This is a genomic window from Pseudoxanthomonas jiangsuensis (assembly GCF_010093185.1).
Taxonomy (GTDB): Bacteria; Pseudomonadota; Gammaproteobacteria; order Xanthomonadales; family Xanthomonadaceae; genus Pseudoxanthomonas; species Pseudoxanthomonas jiangsuensis.
Map to the genome: position 1 here is coordinate 212,977 of NZ_PDWL01000001.1, position 17,666 is coordinate 230,642.

Below are 17,666 nucleotides of genomic sequence, written 5' to 3' on the forward strand. Positions count from 1 at the left end.
TCAGGCCGCCGGCGCCATGCGCACCGTCGGCTGCAGCACCGCCTCGCGCCCGGCCTCGTCCAGCACCCGGACCTCGCCGTCCTGGACCTGCACGTCCAGCTTCATCCCGCGCGCGTACAGCGCGGCCAGCGCCTCGACCTCGGGCTGCGGCAGGTCGAGCACGGTGAGGTTGCCGTGGCGGGCGAGCGCGCCGGCGTTCTTCTCCCACCACAGGTCGGCGGCGCGGCCGCCGTAGTTGACCACGGTCACCTGGCGGGAACGGCCGCAGGCCTTGCGGATCCGCGACTCGTCCGGCTGGCCCAGTTCGATCCAGCGCTCGACCTCGCCGCCGTAGTCGCGCTGCCACAGGTCCGGATCCTCGTCGGTGCTCAGGCCGCGGCCGAATTCCAGGCGTTCGTCGGCATGCAGGGCGAAGGCCAGCAGGCGCACCATCAGCCGCTCCTCGGTCTCGGAGGGATGCTGGGCCAGGGTCAGCGGATAGTGGGCGTAGTGGTGGCGGTCCATGTCGCTGAGCTGCAGCTCGGCGCGGACCACGGTGGCCTTGAGCGCCATGCCGGGATCGTTCCTGTGCGTGCGGCCGTCCTGCCATCGAGTGGAGGCCGGCCGCGGAGGGGAGGCGCATGATACGCCGGGCGCGGCACAGGCACGGCGGACACGGCGTCCTGGAACGCGGCCTCTACCGGGCCGGAAACAGAAACGGGCTTGCCGGATCGATCCGGCAAGCCCGCAGGGGCGGAGCGGCGCCGCTCCGCCGAAGCGCGTGCCTCAGGCCGCCGACTTCAGCGCCTGCTTGCGGGTGCGCATCACGTCGTGGCAGGCGCGCACCTCCGGCAGCAGGCGCAAAGCGGCGTCGCGCGCCACCGCCGGCGTGTCCTGGTCGGCGACGACCTCGTCGAACGCGTGCAGAAGGCGGTCCTCGGTCTCCTCCAGTTCGGCGACGTAGGCGTAGCGGCGGTCGCCCAGGGCGGCGCGCACCTTGGTGTAGCCCTGGCGGATGCTGCCGGCCAGGGTGCCCTCCTGCTCCGGGGTGCCGCCGCTGGCCTGCACCACCTGGGCCAGCGCGGTCACCACTTCGGCCTTCACCGCGGCCATGCGCCGGAACAGGGTCGCCAGTTCGGCGTCTTCCACCTTCTGCGCCGCCTCCTGGTAGAACTCCTGGCCGTCGCGCGAGATCGCGATCAGGTCGTTGAGGCTGTGCTCGGTCTTCTTCTGGGTATCGGTCATGGGATGTCCTCCGGCGGGGCGGTCCGGCAACGCGGCACCAGGATCTTCGTCCTGTCGGGACCGCCGCCCGCAACGTGTGGGGAATGCCTCGTTGCTGTGCGACGGATGGTGCCGCGATGCCGGTCAAACGGCCGTGAGCCGGAGGCGAACGCGACGTGAGCGCCGCGGCACCGCGTCATCACCCTGCGGCGCGGCCCGGCTGCGCTGCGGCAGGCCAGGCCGTATCCTTGCGCGACCGCGCCGGCGGCTCCGGCGAGCCGACCGAATGCATTGCGATGAGCGAAATCCCTCCCGACCGTCTGGCCCTGGATCCGCGCAGCCCCTTCCACGACCAGGCCGTTCTCGACCGCGGCGTCGGCGTGCGCTTCAACGGCCAGGAGCGCGACAACGTCGAGGAGTATTCGGTCAGCGAGGGCTGGATCCGGGTCCAGGTCGGCCGTTCGCGTGACCGCCGCGGCAATCCGATGACGATCAAGGTCAAGGGCACGGTCGAGCCGTACTACCTCGATCCGGCCGCTCAGGCCTGAGCGCCGCGCACGGCTAGCTGCGGCAGTCCGCAAGCTGCCGTTCCGCGTACCACAGCGCGCGCCGCGCCTGGTCCCAGGCGCCGTTGGCGGTGGCCGGCAGCTGGTGCTGGGCGCGCACCGGGTCGGCACCGTGGGCGTAGGCGTATTCGACCCGCTGCAGTTCGTCCAGCGATTGCCGCACCGGCGCCACCAGCGTGGCCAGGCGCTGGCGGTCGCAGCCGGCATACTCGCGCTCCAGCGCGGCGACCCGCTCGCGGATCCGGCGGCTGGCCTCGCCGCCCAGGCCCGGCGCCGGCTCGTAGCTGATCGGCGCGGCGCGCCAGGCGTCGCCGGTGGCCTCGCTGCCCAGGTCGGAGGGACGCTCGTGGCGGGCGGGATTGAAGCGCACCTCCGGCGACGGCCGCGCCCGGGCGTGCTGCACGTCCTTGCCGAACAGGACCTCGGCCACCTTCTGCTGCGCCCGCCGCAGCTCCTGCTGGGCGACGTCGGCCGCGTCGCCGTCGCTGATCCAGGCGTCCTCGAAGCGGGTGCCGCGGTAGTCGACCGGATTGGCGCGCTCGAGCGGATCGCGTTCCCGGCGGGTGGTCGGCGACTCCGGCACGGCGCCGACCGGCAGCTGGATCCGGCCCTGTCCGTCGTACAGGGCCAGTGGTGCAGCCGCCGCAGGCGCCGCGGCGGATGACGCGGACGCTGCGGGCGCCGCGGTGGCCGGCCCGGCGAGGGCCGTTGCGTGCACGCCAGTGTGCGGCGCGGCCACCGTCGCATCCGGCGGTGGCGGCAAGGCGCCGGCCGTGCGCGGGCGGCTGCTGAAGCGCAGCTGGATCCGCGGCTCCTCCGCCTCGGGCAGCGGCGCGCCGGGCAGCGCCAGCAGCAGGCGCCCGCCCAGCACCAGCAGGGCCACGGTCGCGGTGGTGGCGACCAGGCGCGGCAGGGCTTCATCGCGGACGGCAGGGTTCAAGCGCGGGACCGGCACGGTGGACGACCCCTGCCTGACCGCCGCGCGGCGGCGGCGGTTCCCGGCCCGGGCGGAATGCGCGGCGGTCCTTCACCTGCCGTTGTGCGAGCATGCGGCTACCTCCCGGCACGAGCCTGCATGGACGACATCCTCGCCCCCGGCACCGAGTTCCTGCGCGGCGGCGGCGCGATGGCCCGCCGGATCGCCCGCCACGACTGGTCGCGGCACCCACTGGGATCGCCGCAGGACTGGCCGCCGGAGCTGAAGACCACCCTGTCGATCATGCTCGGCTCGCGTTTCGCCATGTGCGTGGGCTGGGGACCGGACCTGCTGCTGTTCTACAACGACGCCTACATCCCGATCCTGGGGATCAAGGACGCCGGCGCCCTGGGTGAGCCGATCCCGCTGGTGTGGTCGGAGCTGTGGGAGGACATCCGCCCGCTGGCCGAGACCGCCATGTCCGGCACCGCCACCTGGCGCGAGGACATGTACCTGCGGATGGAGCGCTTGGGCTTCCCCGAGGACACCTGGTGGACGTTCTCCTACGCCCCGGTGCGCGACCCCGAGGGCCGGGTGGTGGCGATGCTCAACATCACCCACGAGACCACCCGCCGGGTCCTGTCCGAGCGCCGCCTGGCCGACGAGAACGGGCGCCTGGCGCGGATGTTCGAGCAGGCGCCGACCTTCATGGCGATGCTGCGCGGGCCCGAGCACCGCTTCGAGTTCGCCAATCCGGCCTACCGCCGGGTGGTGGGCCAGCGCGACGTGGTCGGGCGGACCGTGGCCGAGGCGCTGCCGGACGCGGCCGCGCAGGGCTATGTGGAGGTGCTCGACCGGGTCTACCGCTCCGGCACCCCGTTCATCGCCCACGCCGCCGAGTTCCACGAGCAGCCCGGGCCCGGCGCGCCGGTCAGCCTGCGCTACCTGGACTTCGTCTACCAGCCGATCGTCGAGGCCGACGGCCAGGTCGGCGGGATCTTCGTGGTCGGCTCGGACGTGACCACCCGCACCCAGGCCGAGCAGGCCCTGCGCCTGCTCAACGAGGACCTGGAGCGGCAGGTGGACGCGCAGGCGCAGGAGCGCTCGCTGACCTGGCAGGTGACCCCGGACATGCTCGGCGTGCTCAACCGCGAGGGCGTGCTGGAGCGCACCAACCCGGCCTGGCAGCGCGTGCTCGGCTGGAGCGCGGCGGAACTGGCCGCGCGCCCGGCGCGCGAGCTGCTGCACCCGGACGACGTGGAGGCCGCCGCGGCCGCGCGCGGGCGCCTGCACGCCGGCGAACCCCTGCTGGGCTTCGAATGCCGGATGCGCACGCGCGCCGGCGACTACCGCATCCTGTCCTGGGTGGCCACCCCGGAAGGCGGCAAGTTCTACTGCAGCGCGCGCGACGTCACCGGGATCCGCGCCGCGGCCGCGGAACTGGCCGACTCACAGGCGCGGCTGCGCAGCCTGTTCGAGAGCAGCTACCAGCTGCAGGTGCTGTGCGCTCTGGACGGCGCCCTGCAGGACGCCAACCGCACCGCGCTGGACGCGGTCGGGGTGCCGCTGGCCGCGGTGGCCGGGCTGCCGTTCTGGGAGACGCCCTGGTTCACCGCCACCCCGGGGATGCCGGCGCGGGTGCGGGCCGCGTTCGCCCGCGCGGTGGACGGCCAGGCGGTGCGCGAGGAAGTGACCCTGCAGCTGCCCGGCGGCGTGCGCACCTGCGACCTGGCGCTGCGCCCGCTGTACGACGCCGGCGGCGGCATGACCGCGGTGGTGGCCGAGGCGATCGACATCACCGAGCGCAGGATCGCCGAGGACGCCCTGCGCCAGTCGCAGAAGCTGGAGGCGATGGGCCAGCTCACCGGCGGCGTGGCCCACGACTTCAACAACCTGCTGGCGCCGATCATGGCCGCGCTGGAACTGGCCGCCGACCCGGACACCAAGCCCGAGCGCCGCGACCGCACGATCGCGGTGGCGCAGCAGTCGGCCGACCGCGCCGCGGTGCTGGTGCAGAGGCTGTTGGCCTTCGCCCGCAAGCAGCCCTTGCAGGCGGTGGAAGTGGACGTGGATGCGCTGGTGGAGGGCATCGCCCAGCTGATGCGCAGCAGCTTCGACCCGCGCATCCGGATCGTGGTCCGGAACGAGCCGGACCTGCCGCCGGCGCGCGCGGACTTCAACCAGCTGGAGATGGCCCTGCTCAACCTGGGCGTGAACGCGCGCGACGCCATGCCCGAGGGCGGCACCCTGACCCTCTCGGCGCGCGCGGCCGAGGTGGACGCGGGCATCGGCCCGCCGCTGGCGCCGGGGCGCTACCTGGTGGTGGCGGTCACCGACACCGGCACCGGCATGGACGCCAATACCCGCAGCCGCGCGATCGAGCCGTTCTTCTCGACCAAGGGCGTGGGACGGGGCACCGGCCTGGGACTGTCGATGGCCCATGGCCTGGCCTCGCAGCTCGGCGGCCTGCTTCACATCGACAGCGCGCCCGGGGCTGGCACCATGATCGAACTGTGGCTGCCGGCCGCAGGCGCGCGGAAATGACCAAAAAGAACAAGAAGGAAGGAGAGTCGCCATGGCCAGCGCCGCCCCACCGCAGAACAGGATCGCCCTGGTCGTCGACGACGAGCCGGGGGTGCGCATGTGCACCGCCGACGTGCTGCTGGACATGGGCTACGAGGTGGTCGAGGCCGGTTCGGCCGAGGACGCCCTGCGCGCCATGGACGGCGGGCTGGTGCCGGCGGTGGTGGTCACCGACCACCTGATGCCCGGCATGTCCGGCTCGGAGCTGGCGCGCGCGGTGGTCGCGCGCCATCCGCAGGCGGCGGTGGTGGTGGTCTCCGGCTACAGCAACGTCGAGCTCGACCCGGGCCTGGTGCTGCTGGGCAAGCCGTTCAAGCTCAAGGAGCTGCGCGACTGCGTCGAGGCGGCCACCGCGCGGGCGTAGGCGGATGCAGGGCCCGCACGGCGCCGGTCCGCCCTACTCCGCGGTCAGGTCGACCACGTCGAACGGGGTCACCGGATCGACCTCGGCGTCGTAGTCCACGTCCTTGCGCTCGAACCCGAACAGGTTGAGGAAGTCGCGCTTGTAGCTGGCGTAGTCGGTGCGCTCGAACAGGTTCTCGGCGGTGACCTGCGGCCACAGCTCGCGGCAGGCCTGCTGGACGTCGTCGCGCAGCTCGCGGTCGTCCAGGCGCAGGCGCCCGGAATCGTCCTGCGGCGGCGGCGCGGCCGCGTACAGGTGCTCGTGGAAGGTGCGCTCGAGCTGCTCGATGGTGCCTTCGTGCAGGCCCTTGTCCTTCATGATCCGGTAGACGATGGCGATGTACAGCGGCATCACCGGGATCGCGGCGCTGGCCTGGGTGACCACCGACTTGAGCACCGCCACGTTCGCCTGGCCGCCGCCGGGCTTGAGCCTGGCGTCGAGGGCGTGGGCGGCGCGGTCCAGGTCCTCCTTGGCCTTGCCCAGGGCGCCGTGCCAGTAGATCGGCCAGGTGATCTCGGTGCCGATGTAGCTGAAGGCCACGGTCTTGGCGTCGGCGGCGAGCACGCCGGCCTTGGCCAGGGCGTCGATCCACAGCTCCCAGTCCTCGCCGCCCATCACCTTGACGGTGTCGGCGATCTCCTCTTCGGTGGCCGGCTCGACCGTGGCCTGGATGATCTGGTCGCGGTTGGTGTCCACCGCGGTGGCGGTGTAGGGCTGGCCGATCGGCTTGAGCGCCGAGCGCTTCAGTTCGCCGGTATCGGGCAGGCGCCGCACCGGCGAGGCCAGCGAATAGACCACCAGGTCGATCGGCCCGCCCATCTCCTCGCGGATGATCTCGATGGCCTTGGCCCGGACCTCGTCGGAGAAGGCGTCGCCGTTGATCGAGCGGCTCCACAGGCCAGCGTCCTTGGCGTAGCGGTCGAAGGCGGCCGAGTTGTACCAGCCGGCGTTGCCGGTCTTCTTCTCGGTGCCGGGCTTCTCGAAGAACACGCCCAGGGTCGCGGCGCCGTAGCCGAAGGCGGCGGTGATGCGCGCGGCCAGGCCGTAGCCGGTGGACGCGCCCAGCACCAGCACCCGCTTGGGTCCGTCCTGGCGCACGCCCAGCGCCTGCACGTGGCGGATCTGGTCCAACACGTTCTTCGCGCAGCCCACGGGGTGGGCGGTGGTGCAGATGAAGCCTCGGACTTTGGGATGGATGACCACGCGGACTCTCTCGGAAGCGGATGGAGGCGCGGGCGCACGCGAAGGCGCCGGCGGAGCGGCACAGTCTAAGTCGTCCGGCGTGGAACCGGCCCTTCCGCGGCGTATGGACCGCGGCCCGGCAGGAATGGCCTCAGGAGATGGCGGCGCAGGCCTGGCGGGCGGTCAGCGTGCGCATCGCCCAGGCGTACAGGCCGATGCCGGCCACCGCTGTGACCGTGCCCACCGGACCGGTGGAGGTCCAGCCCCAGCCGGCGCCGATCGCCATGCCGCCCAGCCAGGGGCCCAGGGCGTTGGCGGTGTTGAACGCGGCGTGGTGGGAGGCGGCGGCCAGGGTCTGGGCGCCGTCGGCCACGTCCATCAGGTGCGACTGCAGGATCGGGCCGAGCGCGCCCATCATGCCGATGCACACCGTGGCCAGCAGCAGGCTCCACGGCGCGTGCGCGGCCAGCGGGAACAGCAGCAGCATCGCCACCGCCCAGGCCAGCACCACCGGCACGGCGCGGAACTTGAGCCGGTCGTACAGCCAGCCGCCGATGATGTTGCCGATCACCCCGCCCAGGCCGAAGCCGGCCAGGCCCATCGGGATCCAGGCCGGGGCCACGCCGGTGACCTGGACCATGGTCGGGGCCAGGTAGCTGAAGACGCAGAACATGCCGGCAAAGCCAATGGCGCCGATCAGCAGGGCCTGCCACACCGGCAGGCGGTTGAACGCGCGCAGCTCGGCCAGCGGGGTCTCGCGCGGGCCGTCGACCGTGGCGGGCAGGTACAGCGCGGTCAGGGCCACGGTGACCAGCGAGATCAGCGAGACCGCCGCGTAGGTCCAGCGCCAGCTGGCCAGCTGCCCGGCCCAGGTCGCCAGCGGGGTGCCGACCAGGATCGCCAGGGTCAGGCCCAGCATCACCAGGCTGACCGCGCGGCCGCGGGCCTGCGGCGGGCTGATCGACACCGCGGTCAGCGCGGCCACGCCGAAGTAGGCGCCGTGCGGCAGCCCGGCGATGAATCGGAACAGCAGCAGGCTGTGGTAGTCCGGGCCCAGCGCGCTGGCCAGGTTGCCGGCGGCGTAGAACGTCATCAGCGCCAGCAGCAGCGCCTTGCGCGACAGCCGCCCGCCGAGGATCGCCAGCAGCGGCGCGCCTACCACCACGCCCAGGGCATAGGCGCTGATCAGGTGGCCGACCTGGGGTTCGCTCACCCCCAGCGAGGCGACCATGTTCGGCATCAGGCCCATGCCGGCGAACTCGCTGGTGCCGATGGCGAATCCGCCCAGGGTCAGGGCGGTCAGGATCAGGACGTAGCGGCCGCGGGTGATCGCGGGCACGGGCGTGCCGGCCGGGCTGGCGGGAAGGGGGGCGCTGGACATGACGGCATTATGCTGCAATGCAGCAAGCCGGGAAAGCGCGGAACCCGGCATGCAGCGTCCCGCCAGGTCATTCGTACAGCCGCTGGCAAGCCTCGCAGAAGAACGCCCGCCTCTGCGCCCGGCCCAGGTGCTTGCGGTAGCTCAGGCGCTGGCCGTCGCGCGGGCAGTGGGTGCGGGTGTGCACCTGGAAGTGCTGGCGCAGGACGAAGGCCTTCTTCCAGCGCAGGAAGTCGAAGCTGTACTCGCGCGCCTGCTTCACCAGCTCGCCGCGCTTGCGCGGCGGCAGGGCGCCGACCGGGCTCTCCGGATGCACCCGGATCCGGTGCAGGACCTCGTTCTTGATGATGTTGCCGACCCCGGCGAACACATCCTGGTCGAGCAGGGCGTCGGCGGCCAGGGCCTGCGGCCGCAGGCGCAGCTTGCGCCGGGCGGCGGCCGGATCCCAGGCGTCGTTCATCACGTCCGCGCTCCAGTCGTAGACGGCGTCCAGCGGGCCTTCGATGAAGCGTGCCGAGCAGGCGTAGAAGTCCAGTTCGCCGCCGTCGTCGAACACCAGCCCCAGGCGCGGCGGCGTCTCATTGGGCGCGTCGATCCGGTAGCTGCCGTACAGCATCAGGTGGATGCGCAGGCTGAAGCCGTCGAACTCCGGCAGGAAATGCTTGCCCCAGCTGTGCAGGGCGCGCAGGCGCTGCCCGGCCAGGCGCTGGATCGGCTCGCGGCTGTTGCCGTGCACGCGCGCCACGGTGCGCCCGACGAAGCGCGAGGCTTCCTCCTTGAGGATGACGATGGAAGGTCCTTCGGGCACGCCCGCAGTATCGGCCGCGGCGGTGAGCGTGCCGTCAAGCGACAGCGGTCTGGCAGGGGGCGTGCCACACTGGCCGCCGGCACCGCTCGCGCCCCATGAACTATCTGGCCCATCTCCATCTCGCCCGCCACAGCCCGCAGGCCATGCTCGGGGCGATGCTGGGCGACTTCGTGTTCGGCCGGGCGGCGCTGGCGGACTGGCCGCCGCCGGTGCGCACCGAGATCGTGGTCCATCGCCGGGTGGACCGCTACACCGACAGCCACCCGGTGGTGGAGGCGGCGCGCGCGCTGTTCCCGGACGGCCTGCGCCGCTATGCCGGCATCGCCCTGGATGTGTACTACGACCACTGCCTGGCGCGGGACTGGCCGCGCTACTGCGAGGTACCGCTTGCGGAATTCAGCGCCGCGGCCTACGCGGCCCTGCTCCAGGATCCGGAGGCCCTGCCCGAGCGCCTGCGCCGGATTGTGCCGCTGATGGCCGCGCATGATTGGCTCGGCTCCTACCGCCATCGCGACAGCGTCGACCGCGCGGTGACCCGGATCGCCAGCCGGCTGTCGCGCAACGGCGAGCGGCTGGTGGCCTGCCTGCCGCAGCTGCGCCTGCACGAGGACGCGATCGCCGCCAGCTTCGATACGTTCTATCCGCAGCTGCAGGCTTACGTGGTGGAGCTGCGTGCGGAGGGGATGGCGTAGAAGCGCGGGCTTGGCCTGGGCCGTGCCTCGGGGCTGAGGTGCACGACGGCCTCTGCGGACGTGGAGTCACCGCTTCCGGTGCTTCTGCTCTTCAGGCTTCCACTGCGCCTTCCCCCACCACCTTCTGCACGGCACGCGAACGCGGTGTTGCTAAGGTCGGGCCCCTCTCGACCGTCCGGAGGCCGCCATGTTCTCCCTGCGTCCGCGCCTGGCCTGGCTGTTGTGCGGCCTGCTCTCCCTCGGCGCCTGCACGACGGCGCGCGCACCGATGCTTCCGGCCGGCGCGGCACAGCTCCAGGCGCCGGCAGTGGCCCGGCCCGTCGCCCTCGACGAAGCCTGCCCCGAGTTGTTCGCCGCCGTGCAGCGCGCGCAGCTGTTCGAGGACCAGAAGTTCTTCGCCGACGCGGTGCCGCGCCGCGCACCGGCCGCGATCGAGGCGGACTACCTTGCCCGGCGCGCCACCCCAAGGTTCGACCTGCGCCATTTCGTCCAGAGCGAATTCGTGCTGCCCGCAGCTCCTGCGCAGACCCGGATCGACGTCCATTCCAGCCTGCGCGCCCACATCGACGCGCTCTGGCCGCTGCTGACCCGAAGCAACCCGCGGCCGGCCGCGCACGACAGCCTGCTGCCGCTGCCGCAGCCCTACGTGGTGCCCGGCGGCCGCTTCCGCGAGCTCTACTACTGGGACTCCTGGTTCACCATGCTGGGTCTGGTCGAGAGCGGCCAGGATGCCTTGTCGCGGCAGATGCTGGAGGACTTCGCCGATCTGATCGACGCCTGGGGCCATGTCCCCAATGGCAGCCGCAGCTATTACCTCAGCCGCTCGCAGCCGCCGTTCTTCTCGCACATGGTCGAGCTGGAATCGCGCCACGACCCGGACCTGGCCGTGCGCTACCTGCCGCAGCTGCGGCGCGAGCATGCGTTCTGGATGGACGGCGCGGACCGGCTGGCGCCCGGCGGCGCCCACCGGCGGGTGGTGCGGCTGACCGACGGCAGCCTGCTCAACCGCTACTGGGACGACCGTGATGCTCCGCGTCCGGAATCGTTCCTGCAGGACGAGCGCACCGCGGCCGCTTCCGCGCGTCCACCGCGCGAGGTCTACCGCGAACTGCGCGCCGGGGCGGAGAGCGGCTGGGACTATTCCAGCCGCTGGCTGGCCGATCCGATGCGGTTGGAGACCATCCGCACCAGCCAGCTGCTGCCGGTGGACCTCAACAGCCTGCTGCACCACCTGGAAGCCACCATCGCCGCCACCTGCGACCGCGCCGGCGATGCGGCCTGCGCCCGCGACTACCGCGCCCGGGCCCGGGCACGCGCAGCGGCGATCGAACGCCACCTCTGGCACCCGCAGGGCTACTACGCGGACTACGACCTCCGCCGCGGCGCGCCCTCGCCCGCCCTGACCGCCGCGGCGCTGTTCCCGCTCCACGCTGGCATCGCCTCGCCCGCACGTGCCGGCCGCACCGCCGAATCCGCGCGCGCGCGGCTGCTGCGCCCGGGCGGCCTGGTCACCACCGGGATCGACAGCGGCCAGCAGTGGGACGCGCCCAACGTCTGGGCGCCGCTGCAGTGGATCGCGGTCGACGGCCTGCGCCGCTATGGCCAGGACGCGCTGGCCGCCGACATCGCCCGCGCCTTCGTCGGCAATGTGCAGGCGTTGTTCGCACGCGACCGCAAGCTGGTGGAGAAGTACGACGCCGACGGTGCACTGCAGGGCGGAGGCGGTGGCGAGTACCCTCTGCAGGACGGCTTCGGCTGGACCAACGGCGTGGTGCTCAAGCTGCTGGCCACGTACCCGGAGCTGGAACGGCACGCGCCAGGCGCGGCCGCTTCGGTGCCGGCGGCGGCGGATGCGGACACGCCGGGGTCGAACCTGGCGCCCCTGGCACGTCGTCCCCACAGTCCCATACCGGTCCCGACCCCATGAGCCTGGCCCTCTACGCCCACCCCTTTTCCTCGTACTGCCAGAAGGCGCTGGTGGCCCTGTACGAGAACGGCACCGCCTTCGGGTACCGCAGCCTGGAAGACCCTGCGCACCAGCAGGCGCTGGAACGGCTGTGGCCGCTCAAGCGCTTCCCGGTCTTGGTCGATGGCGACCTGACCGTGCCCGAGGCCACCGCGATCGTCGAATACCTGCAGGTGCGCCATCCCGGTCCGGTGCGGCTGTTGCCGGACGACCCGCTGGAGGCGGTGCAGGTGCGCCTGCTCGACCGCTTCTTCGACAACTACGTATCCACCCCGCAGCAGAAGCTGGTGTTCGACGTGCTGCGGCCGGAAGCCGAACGCGATCCGCGGGGCGTGGCCGAGGCCCGGCGCCTGCTCGACACCGCCTACGCCTGGCTGGAGCGGCACCTGGCCGACGGGCGGACCTGGGCGGCGGGCGAGCACTTCAGCCTGGCCGACTGCGGCGCAGCGCCGTTCCTGTTCTACGCCGACTGGAGCCATGCGATCCCAGAGGCCTGTCCGCAGGTGCGCGCCTATCGCGGCCGCCTGCTGCGGCGCCCGTCGTTCGCCCGTGCAGTCGACGAGGCGCGGCCGTTCCGCGGGTATTTCCCGCTGGGTGCGCCGGACCGCGACTGAGGCACGCGAACATACGGAAACCGCCTCGCTGCCGGAAAAGCGACGGCACCGCCTTCGTACACAGCCGCCGTGATGCGCCGCAGCGGGCCTCGCTTGCAGCCTCGATGTTAGCGTTCACATCGACTTCGAGGGGAGCCCGCACCATGACCGATCCGACCCGGCGACACGCTTCCAGGCGTCGCCCCGTGCTCGCCGCCCTGCTGGCGGCAGCCGCCTTACCCGCCCTGGCCGCGGCAGCGCCCGACCCGGGCCTGACCCTGGACGAGCGCGGCTACTTCCACCGCCCCGGGCTGGACGTGCTGGTCTTCAGCAATACCTACGACGGCCTGTTCAGCGACGCCAAGATCGCCGGCGTGGAACTGATCCACCACGGCGTGCGCACCGCCACCAACGGCGACGTGCGCCTGGCGCCCACGCCCGAGCAGTGGGACGCGACTCCGGTCCTGGTCGACCGCACGGTCGACGCGAAGACCGGCACGATCACCACCCGCCTGCGCTATCCGCAGGAGAAGTTCGACTACGCGATCCAGGTGGCGCCGCACGACCAGGGCGTGCGCGTGCGGGTGCTGCTCGAGCGGCCCCTGCCGGCGGCGCTGCAGGGCCGCGCCGGCTTCAACCTGGAATTCCTGCCCTCGGCCTATTTCGGCAAGGCCTGGGCGACGGACGCCGGCCACGGCCAGTTGCCGCGCTATCCGGCCGGCCCCAGCGGCCGCGACGCGCAGGGCAATACCGTGCGCCTGCCGATCGCCCGCGGCCAGCGCCTGGTGCTGGCGCCGGAGGACCCGCAGCGCCGGGTCGCCATCGACGGCCGCGGCGGCGAGCTGGCCCTGTACGACGGCCGCAACCAGGCCCAGAACGGCTGGTACGTGGTGCGCTCCTTGCTGCCGGCCGGCCGCACCGGCGCGGTGCTCGAGTGGACCCTGACCGGCAGCACCGAACCGGGCTGGACACGCGCGCCGGTGATCGGCCATTCCCAGGTCGGCTACCACCCAGCGCAGGCCAAGGTCGCGGTCTTGGAGACCGACCCGGCCGCGCCGGCGCCCGGCCGCGCGCGCCTGCTGCGGATCGATGCCGACGGCCGCGAGCACGAGGCGCTGGCCGCCGACCCCGCGCGCTGGGGCCGCTACCTGCGCTACGACTACTACACCTTCGACTTCTCCGCCGTGCGCGAGCCGGGCCTGTACCGGATCGAGGCCGTCGGCCAGCGCACGTCCGCGTTCCGGATCGCCGCCGACGCCTACGCCGAGGCCTGGCACCCGACCCTGGACGTGTTCATGGCGGTGCAGATGGACCACATGTCGGTGAACGAGGCCTACCGGGTCTGGCACGGCCGCTCGCACATGGACGATGCGCGCCAGGTCGCGCCCAACAAGGAGCACTTCGACCTCTACGGCCAGGGCCCGGAGCTGGACTCGCCGTTCAAGCCGGGCGAACACATCCCGGGACTGGACATCGGCGGCTGGTTCGACGCCGGCGACTTCGACCTGCGCACCCAGACCCACTACGCCACGGTGATGGCCCTGGTCGATACGTGGGAGCATTTCCGCCCGCAGCGCGACGAGACCCGCATCGACCAGAAGCGCCGGCACGTGGAGATCCACGCGCCCGACGGGGTGCCCGACCTGCTGCAGCAGATCGAGCACGGCACCTTGATGCTGATCGCCCAGCACCGGGTGTTCGGCCACGCCATCCCCGGCATCGTCGAGCCGGACCTGAAGCAGTACACCCACCTGGGCGACGCGGTGACCAAGACCGACGGCAAGGTCGATGACCCGGCCGATCCCGACTCGCCCGGCGACGACCGCCTGGCCTTCACCAGCAATACCACCGCGCTCAACCTCGGCTCGGCCGCCGCCCTGGCCGCCGCCAGCCGCGCCCTGCGCGGCTACAACGACGCCCTGGCGGAGGAATGCCTGGCCACCGCGCGCAAGGCCTGGGCGTTCGAGCGGGGCCGCAAACCGAACCTGTTCCGGGTCGGCAACACCACCGGCGGCGATCCTGACGACGAGAAGCTGGACGCGGCCGTGCAGCTTTTGCTGGCCACCGGCGAGGCCGAGTACGCGCAGGCGGTCGCCGCGCTGTGGCCGGCGATCGACGCCCGCTTCCCCGCCAACGCCGGCGCCGCGGTGGCCGCGCTGCCGAAGATGGACGCCGGCTTCCGCGAGAAACTGCACGCGCGCGCCGCGCGCTTCCGCGACGAGTACAAGGCGATGGTCGCCGACAACCCCTACGGCGTGCCGATCACCCGCGGCGGCTGGGCCGGCAACGGCGCGGTGGTAGGCATGGCCATCACCCACTACCACCTGCACCGCGCCTTCCCCGACCTGTTCGGCCTGGAACCCGCGCTGCAGGGGCTGAACTACCTGTTCGGCACCCACCCGGACTCCAACCTGTCGTTCGTCTCGGCGGTCGGCGCGCAGTCCAAGACCGTGGCCTACGGCAACAACCGCGCCGACTTCACCTTCATCGCCGGCGGCGTGGTCCCCGGGGTGCTGGTGCTCAAGCCCGACTTCCCGGAGAACAAGAACGACTGGCCGTTCCTGTGGGGCGAGAACGAGTACGTGATCGACCTGGCCGCCAAGTACGTGTTCCTGGCCAACGCGGCCCAGGCGGCGCTGGAGGGACGCTAGCTCCCGCTACGGCGCGCGCTGGAACAGCACCCGCTCCGGCCGGTGCAGGGCGAAACCCTGGCCGTAGTCCACGCCCAGTTCGCGCAGCACCGCCAGGATATGGTCGTCGGCCACCCACTCGGCCACCACCCGCAGCCCGCGGGGGTGGCCGATCTGGACCACCGCGTTGACGATCGCCCGGCTCATCGGGTCGGTGCCCAGGTCGCGGACGAAGCTGCCGTCGATCTTGATCACGTCCACCGGCAGGTTCTTGAGGTAGCCGAACGAGGACATGCCGGCGCCGAAGTCGTCCAGCGCGATCCGGCAGCCGGCCGCGCGCAGGCGCTCGATCACCCGCACCACCTTCAGCAGGTTGCGCACCGCCACCGTCTCGGTGATCTCCAGGCATACCCGGCGCGCCGGCACCGCGTGCGCCTGGATCGTGGCCAGGATGAAGTCGGCCAGGTCGTCGTCCTCGATGCTGGCCCCGGACAGGTTGATCGAGCAGGTGCCCAGCTCGGCCCCCTGCGGATGCAGCCGGGCGAAATTCGCCAGCGCGGTGCGGATCACCCAGCGGTCCAACGCCGGCATCAGCCCGTAGCGCTCGGCCGCCGGCAGGAACGCGCCGGGCAGGACCACGCCGCCCTCCTCGTCGCGCAGGCGCAACAGCAGTTCGATGTGGGTCCGGCCCTCGCCGGCGCTGGCCAGCGGCACCACCTCCTGGTAGTCGAGCAGCAGCCGGTCCTGCTCCAGCGCCAGGCGCAGGCGGTTGGCCCATTCCATCTCGCTGTGGCGGCGGGTGGTATCGTCGTCCTCGCGGTAGGCCCAGACCCGGTTGCGGCCGGCTTCCTTGGCCTGGTAGCAGGCACTGTCGGCCCAGGCCAGCAGGTCCTTGAGGGTACAGCCCTCGCGGTCGACCAGGACCATGCCGATGCTGGCGCTGACGGTGTAGGTTCGGCCGTGCCAGGCGAACATCACGCCCTCGATCCGGCGCCGCACATCCTCGGCCAGGGCCAGGGCCTGGGCCGCGTCCACGTCGAAGGCGAGCAGGCCGAACTCGTCGCCGCCCAGCCGCGCCAGCAGGTCGCCGGCGCGCAGGTGCTGGCGGATCACGTGCACCAGCTGCACCAGCAGCTGGTCGCCGGCCATGTGCCCGGACAGGTCGTTGATCAGCTTGAACTGGTCCAGGTCGATGTACAGCAGGGCGAACGGCCGCGCCGCGGCCTGCCCGGCGCGGCCGGCCAGCGCCTGCTGCAGGCGGTGCTCAAACTCGCGCCGGTTCGGCAGTTCGGTCAGGCCGTCGTGCGCGGCCTGGTAGCGCAGGCGCTCGGTCAGCTCACGCTGCTCGCTGGTGTCGGTGGCCACCAGCAGCAGGTGCGGGACGCCGTCGACCTCGATCCGGGCCAGCGACAGGCTCGCCCAGAAACCACCGCCGCTGCCGCCGGCGATCACCGCCTCCTGGCTGGCCCAGGCTCCCCCCTGGCTGGCCTCGGCCAGCGCCTGGGCGCCCAGCAGGGGATCGGCGAACAGCGACACCAAAGGCGCATCGGCCACCTCGCCCAGGCGCTGGCGCGCGGCCTGGTTGGCGTAGACGATCCGGCCGTCGCGGCCGTCGGCCATCAGCACCAGCGCCGGCAGCAGTTCGTTGAGCACGCGGAAGCGCGCCTCGCTCTCGCCGAAGCGCGCGCTCATCCGCCGCCCCAGTTCCAGCGCGCGCTGGTGCAGGGTGCTCTGCGACCACAACAGCAGGGCCAGCAGCACGCTGATCGCCGTGCCCGACAGCGCGATCAGCGCCATCCTGCCGGTGCCGACCGCCGCCGGCCGCGGCCACAGCCGCACTTCCCAGCGCCGCCCGCCGTATTCCAGCTGCCGCACCTGCAGCCGAGCACTAGCCTCCGGTTCGCGCCCGGACTCGTACACCAGCTGCCGCCCGGGCGCGGCATCCAGGTCGAGCACGCGCACGTGCATGAACTCGAGCACCCGCCCGGCCAGGGCCTGCTCCACCATCGGCTCCAGCCGCAGGCTGATGGCCAGCGCGCCGATCTCGCGCGCGCGCCTTTGCGCCACGTCCGCCGGCGTGGGCCCGCGCGAGTACACCGGCAGGCGCACGGTGATCCCGAGCGCGGCATGGCCCTCGGCGTCGCGGTACTGCAGCAACGGGAACGGCGCCGACACCGACGGCGTGTCGCCGTCGCGGGCGCGCTCCAGCGCGCGCAGGTTCTCCGGCTGACGGGCGATGTCAAAGCCGACCAGCGACTCGTTGCCCGCCAGCGGAGTGACGAAGACATAGGGGTAGAGGCTGCCCGGCCGTGCCGCCGGATCCGGATCGCGGCGGGCGAAGGCGGTGACCACGTAGCCGGACACCAGCTCGTGCGAGCGCAGGTTGCGCTGGTACTGCTCGAACAGCGCCTGGTCCATGCGGTCGTTGGACAGGAACACCGTCTGCATCGCCCGCAGGGCCAGGGCCGCGGCCTCCAGCGGCTCGCGCAGGCGGGCGGCGGCGGCATCGGCCAGGGAGCGCTGCATCGTCGCGTCCTGGCCACGCACGTTGCTCCATTCGCGCCGTACCAGTTCGGCGGTGAGCAGCAGGCCGACCAGCAGCACCAGCGCCGCCCAGACCGGCGAGGACAGGGCGCCGACCACCCGGCCGCTGGGCGCGGGCGGAGCTGTCCGGTTTTCCCGCTCGGTCATCCTGGCTTCCTGCAGCTGGGGACTGAGCAGCCCCCGGAGTCCGGCGGGCAGGGGC

The 17,666-nt window shown here is 72.5% G+C and carries 14 protein-coding genes; 7 read left to right on the forward strand and 7 right to left on the reverse strand.

Annotated elements, in window-relative coordinates; translation table 11 throughout:
• Both CSC62_RS01040 and CSC62_RS01045 read right to left on the reverse strand, forming a co-directional pair.
• Window positions 1-552 (reverse strand): YaeQ family protein, encoded by a 552-nt coding sequence (locus CSC62_RS01040; RefSeq protein WP_162404301.1) that lies wholly within the window; start codon window positions 550-552, stop codon window positions 1-3.
• Window positions 553-765: 213 nt separating this feature from the next.
• A complete protein-coding gene (locus CSC62_RS01045) occupies window positions 766-1,224 on the reverse strand; it encodes a PA2169 family four-helix-bundle protein (RefSeq protein WP_162404302.1) in 459 nt (152 codons plus the stop codon).
• A gap of 275 nt (window positions 1,225-1,499) precedes the next feature.
• Between CSC62_RS01045 and CSC62_RS01050 the strand changes: the two genes are divergently transcribed.
• Window positions 1,500-1,751: a DUF3297 family protein gene (locus tag CSC62_RS01050; RefSeq protein WP_162404303.1), complete on the forward strand. Its 252-nt coding sequence runs from the start codon at window positions 1,500-1,502 to the stop codon at window positions 1,749-1,751.
• Between the two features lie 13 nt (window positions 1,752-1,764).
• Here the strand turns inward: CSC62_RS01050 and CSC62_RS01055 are convergent, their stop codons facing one another.
• Window positions 1,765-2,709 carry a hypothetical protein gene (locus tag CSC62_RS01055; RefSeq protein WP_162404304.1) on the reverse strand — a complete coding sequence of 315 codons (945 nt, stop codon included), beginning with the start codon at window positions 2,707-2,709 and terminating at the stop codon, window positions 1,765-1,767.
• A gap of 135 nt (window positions 2,710-2,844) precedes the next feature.
• On the opposite strand from CSC62_RS01055, the gene CSC62_RS01060 reads away from it, so the two are divergent.
• Window positions 2,845-5,229: a PAS domain-containing protein gene (locus tag CSC62_RS01060; protein ID WP_162404305.1), complete on the forward strand. Its 2,385-nt coding sequence runs from the start codon at window positions 2,845-2,847 to the stop codon at window positions 5,227-5,229.
• A 31-nt stretch (window positions 5,230-5,260) separates the two neighbouring features.
• Window positions 5,261-5,632 (forward strand): response regulator, encoded by a 372-nt coding sequence (locus CSC62_RS01065; protein WP_162404306.1) that lies wholly within the window; start codon window positions 5,261-5,263, stop codon window positions 5,630-5,632.
• 33 nt (window positions 5,633-5,665) lie between these two features.
• Here the strand turns inward: CSC62_RS01065 and fabV are convergent, their stop codons facing one another.
• The 3 genes from fabV to CSC62_RS01080 form a co-directional block, all read right to left on the reverse strand.
• Window positions 5,666-6,874: an enoyl-ACP reductase FabV gene (gene fabV, locus CSC62_RS01070; protein ID WP_162404307.1), complete on the reverse strand. Its 1,209-nt coding sequence runs from the start codon at window positions 6,872-6,874 to the stop codon at window positions 5,666-5,668.
• 130 nt (window positions 6,875-7,004) lie between these two features.
• Window positions 7,005-8,234, reverse strand: a complete 1,230-nt coding sequence (locus tag CSC62_RS01075) for an MFS transporter (protein WP_162404308.1) — start codon at window positions 8,232-8,234, stop codon at window positions 7,005-7,007.
• A gap of 67 nt (window positions 8,235-8,301) precedes the next feature.
• Complete coding sequence (locus tag CSC62_RS01080) at window positions 8,302-9,039, reverse strand: DNA-formamidopyrimidine glycosylase family protein (protein ID WP_162404309.1); 738 nt, start codon at window positions 9,037-9,039, stop codon at window positions 8,302-8,304.
• A gap of 95 nt (window positions 9,040-9,134) precedes the next feature.
• Here CSC62_RS01080 and CSC62_RS01085 point away from each other — a divergent pair, with 95 nt between their 5' ends.
• From CSC62_RS01085 to CSC62_RS01100, 4 genes are all read left to right on the forward strand, one after another.
• Window positions 9,135-9,731, forward strand: a complete 597-nt coding sequence (locus CSC62_RS01085; protein WP_162404310.1) for an acyl carrier protein phosphodiesterase — start codon at window positions 9,135-9,137, stop codon at window positions 9,729-9,731.
• A 187-nt stretch (window positions 9,732-9,918) separates the two neighbouring features.
• On the forward strand, window positions 9,919-11,658 hold the full coding sequence (treA, locus tag CSC62_RS01090; RefSeq protein WP_162404311.1) for an alpha,alpha-trehalase TreA: 1,740 nt from the start codon (window positions 9,919-9,921) through the stop codon (window positions 11,656-11,658).
• Window positions 11,655-12,311: a glutathione S-transferase family protein gene (locus tag CSC62_RS01095; RefSeq protein WP_162404312.1), complete on the forward strand. Its 657-nt coding sequence runs from the start codon at window positions 11,655-11,657 to the stop codon at window positions 12,309-12,311. Before treA ends, CSC62_RS01095 begins: the two co-directional genes overlap by 4 nt.
• A gap of 185 nt (window positions 12,312-12,496) precedes the next feature.
• Window positions 12,497-14,941, forward strand: a complete 2,445-nt coding sequence (locus CSC62_RS01100) for a glycoside hydrolase family 9 protein (RefSeq protein WP_246194095.1) — start codon at window positions 12,497-12,499, stop codon at window positions 14,939-14,941.
• A 6-nt stretch (window positions 14,942-14,947) separates the two neighbouring features.
• Here the strand turns inward: CSC62_RS01100 and CSC62_RS01105 are convergent, their stop codons facing one another.
• Window positions 14,948-17,611: a bifunctional diguanylate cyclase/phosphodiesterase gene (locus CSC62_RS01105; RefSeq protein ID WP_162404314.1), complete on the reverse strand. Its 2,664-nt coding sequence runs from the start codon at window positions 17,609-17,611 to the stop codon at window positions 14,948-14,950.
• Between the last annotated feature and the right edge of the window lie 55 nt (window positions 17,612-17,666).

Bases quoted from the DNA above. Each gene is read 5' to 3' on its own strand.
- CSC62_RS01075 (WP_162404308.1), bottom strand. From the start codon at position 8,234: ATGTCCAGCGCCCCCCTTCCCGCCAGCCCGGCCGGCACGCCCGTGCCC.
- CSC62_RS01085 (WP_162404310.1), top strand. From the start codon at position 9,135: ATGAACTATCTGGCCCATCTCCATCTCGCCCGCCACAGCCCGCAGGCC.
- CSC62_RS01040 (WP_162404301.1), bottom strand. From the start codon at position 552: ATGGCGCTCAAGGCCACCGTGGTCCGCGCCGAGCTGCAGCTCAGCGAC.
- CSC62_RS01095 (WP_162404312.1), top strand. From the start codon at position 11,655: ATGAGCCTGGCCCTCTACGCCCACCCCTTTTCCTCGTACTGCCAGAAG.
- CSC62_RS01105 (WP_162404314.1), bottom strand. From the start codon at position 17,611: ATGACCGAGCGGGAAAACCGGACAGCTCCGCCCGCGCCCAGCGGCCGG.
- CSC62_RS01065 (WP_162404306.1), top strand. From the start codon at position 5,261: ATGGCCAGCGCCGCCCCACCGCAGAACAGGATCGCCCTGGTCGTCGAC.
- CSC62_RS01050 (WP_162404303.1), top strand. From the start codon at position 1,500: ATGAGCGAAATCCCTCCCGACCGTCTGGCCCTGGATCCGCGCAGCCCC.
- CSC62_RS01045 (WP_162404302.1), bottom strand. From the start codon at position 1,224: ATGACCGATACCCAGAAGAAGACCGAGCACAGCCTCAACGACCTGATC.
- CSC62_RS01060 (WP_162404305.1), top strand. From the start codon at position 2,845: ATGGACGACATCCTCGCCCCCGGCACCGAGTTCCTGCGCGGCGGCGGC.
- treA (WP_162404311.1), top strand. From the start codon at position 9,919: ATGTTCTCCCTGCGTCCGCGCCTGGCCTGGCTGTTGTGCGGCCTGCTC.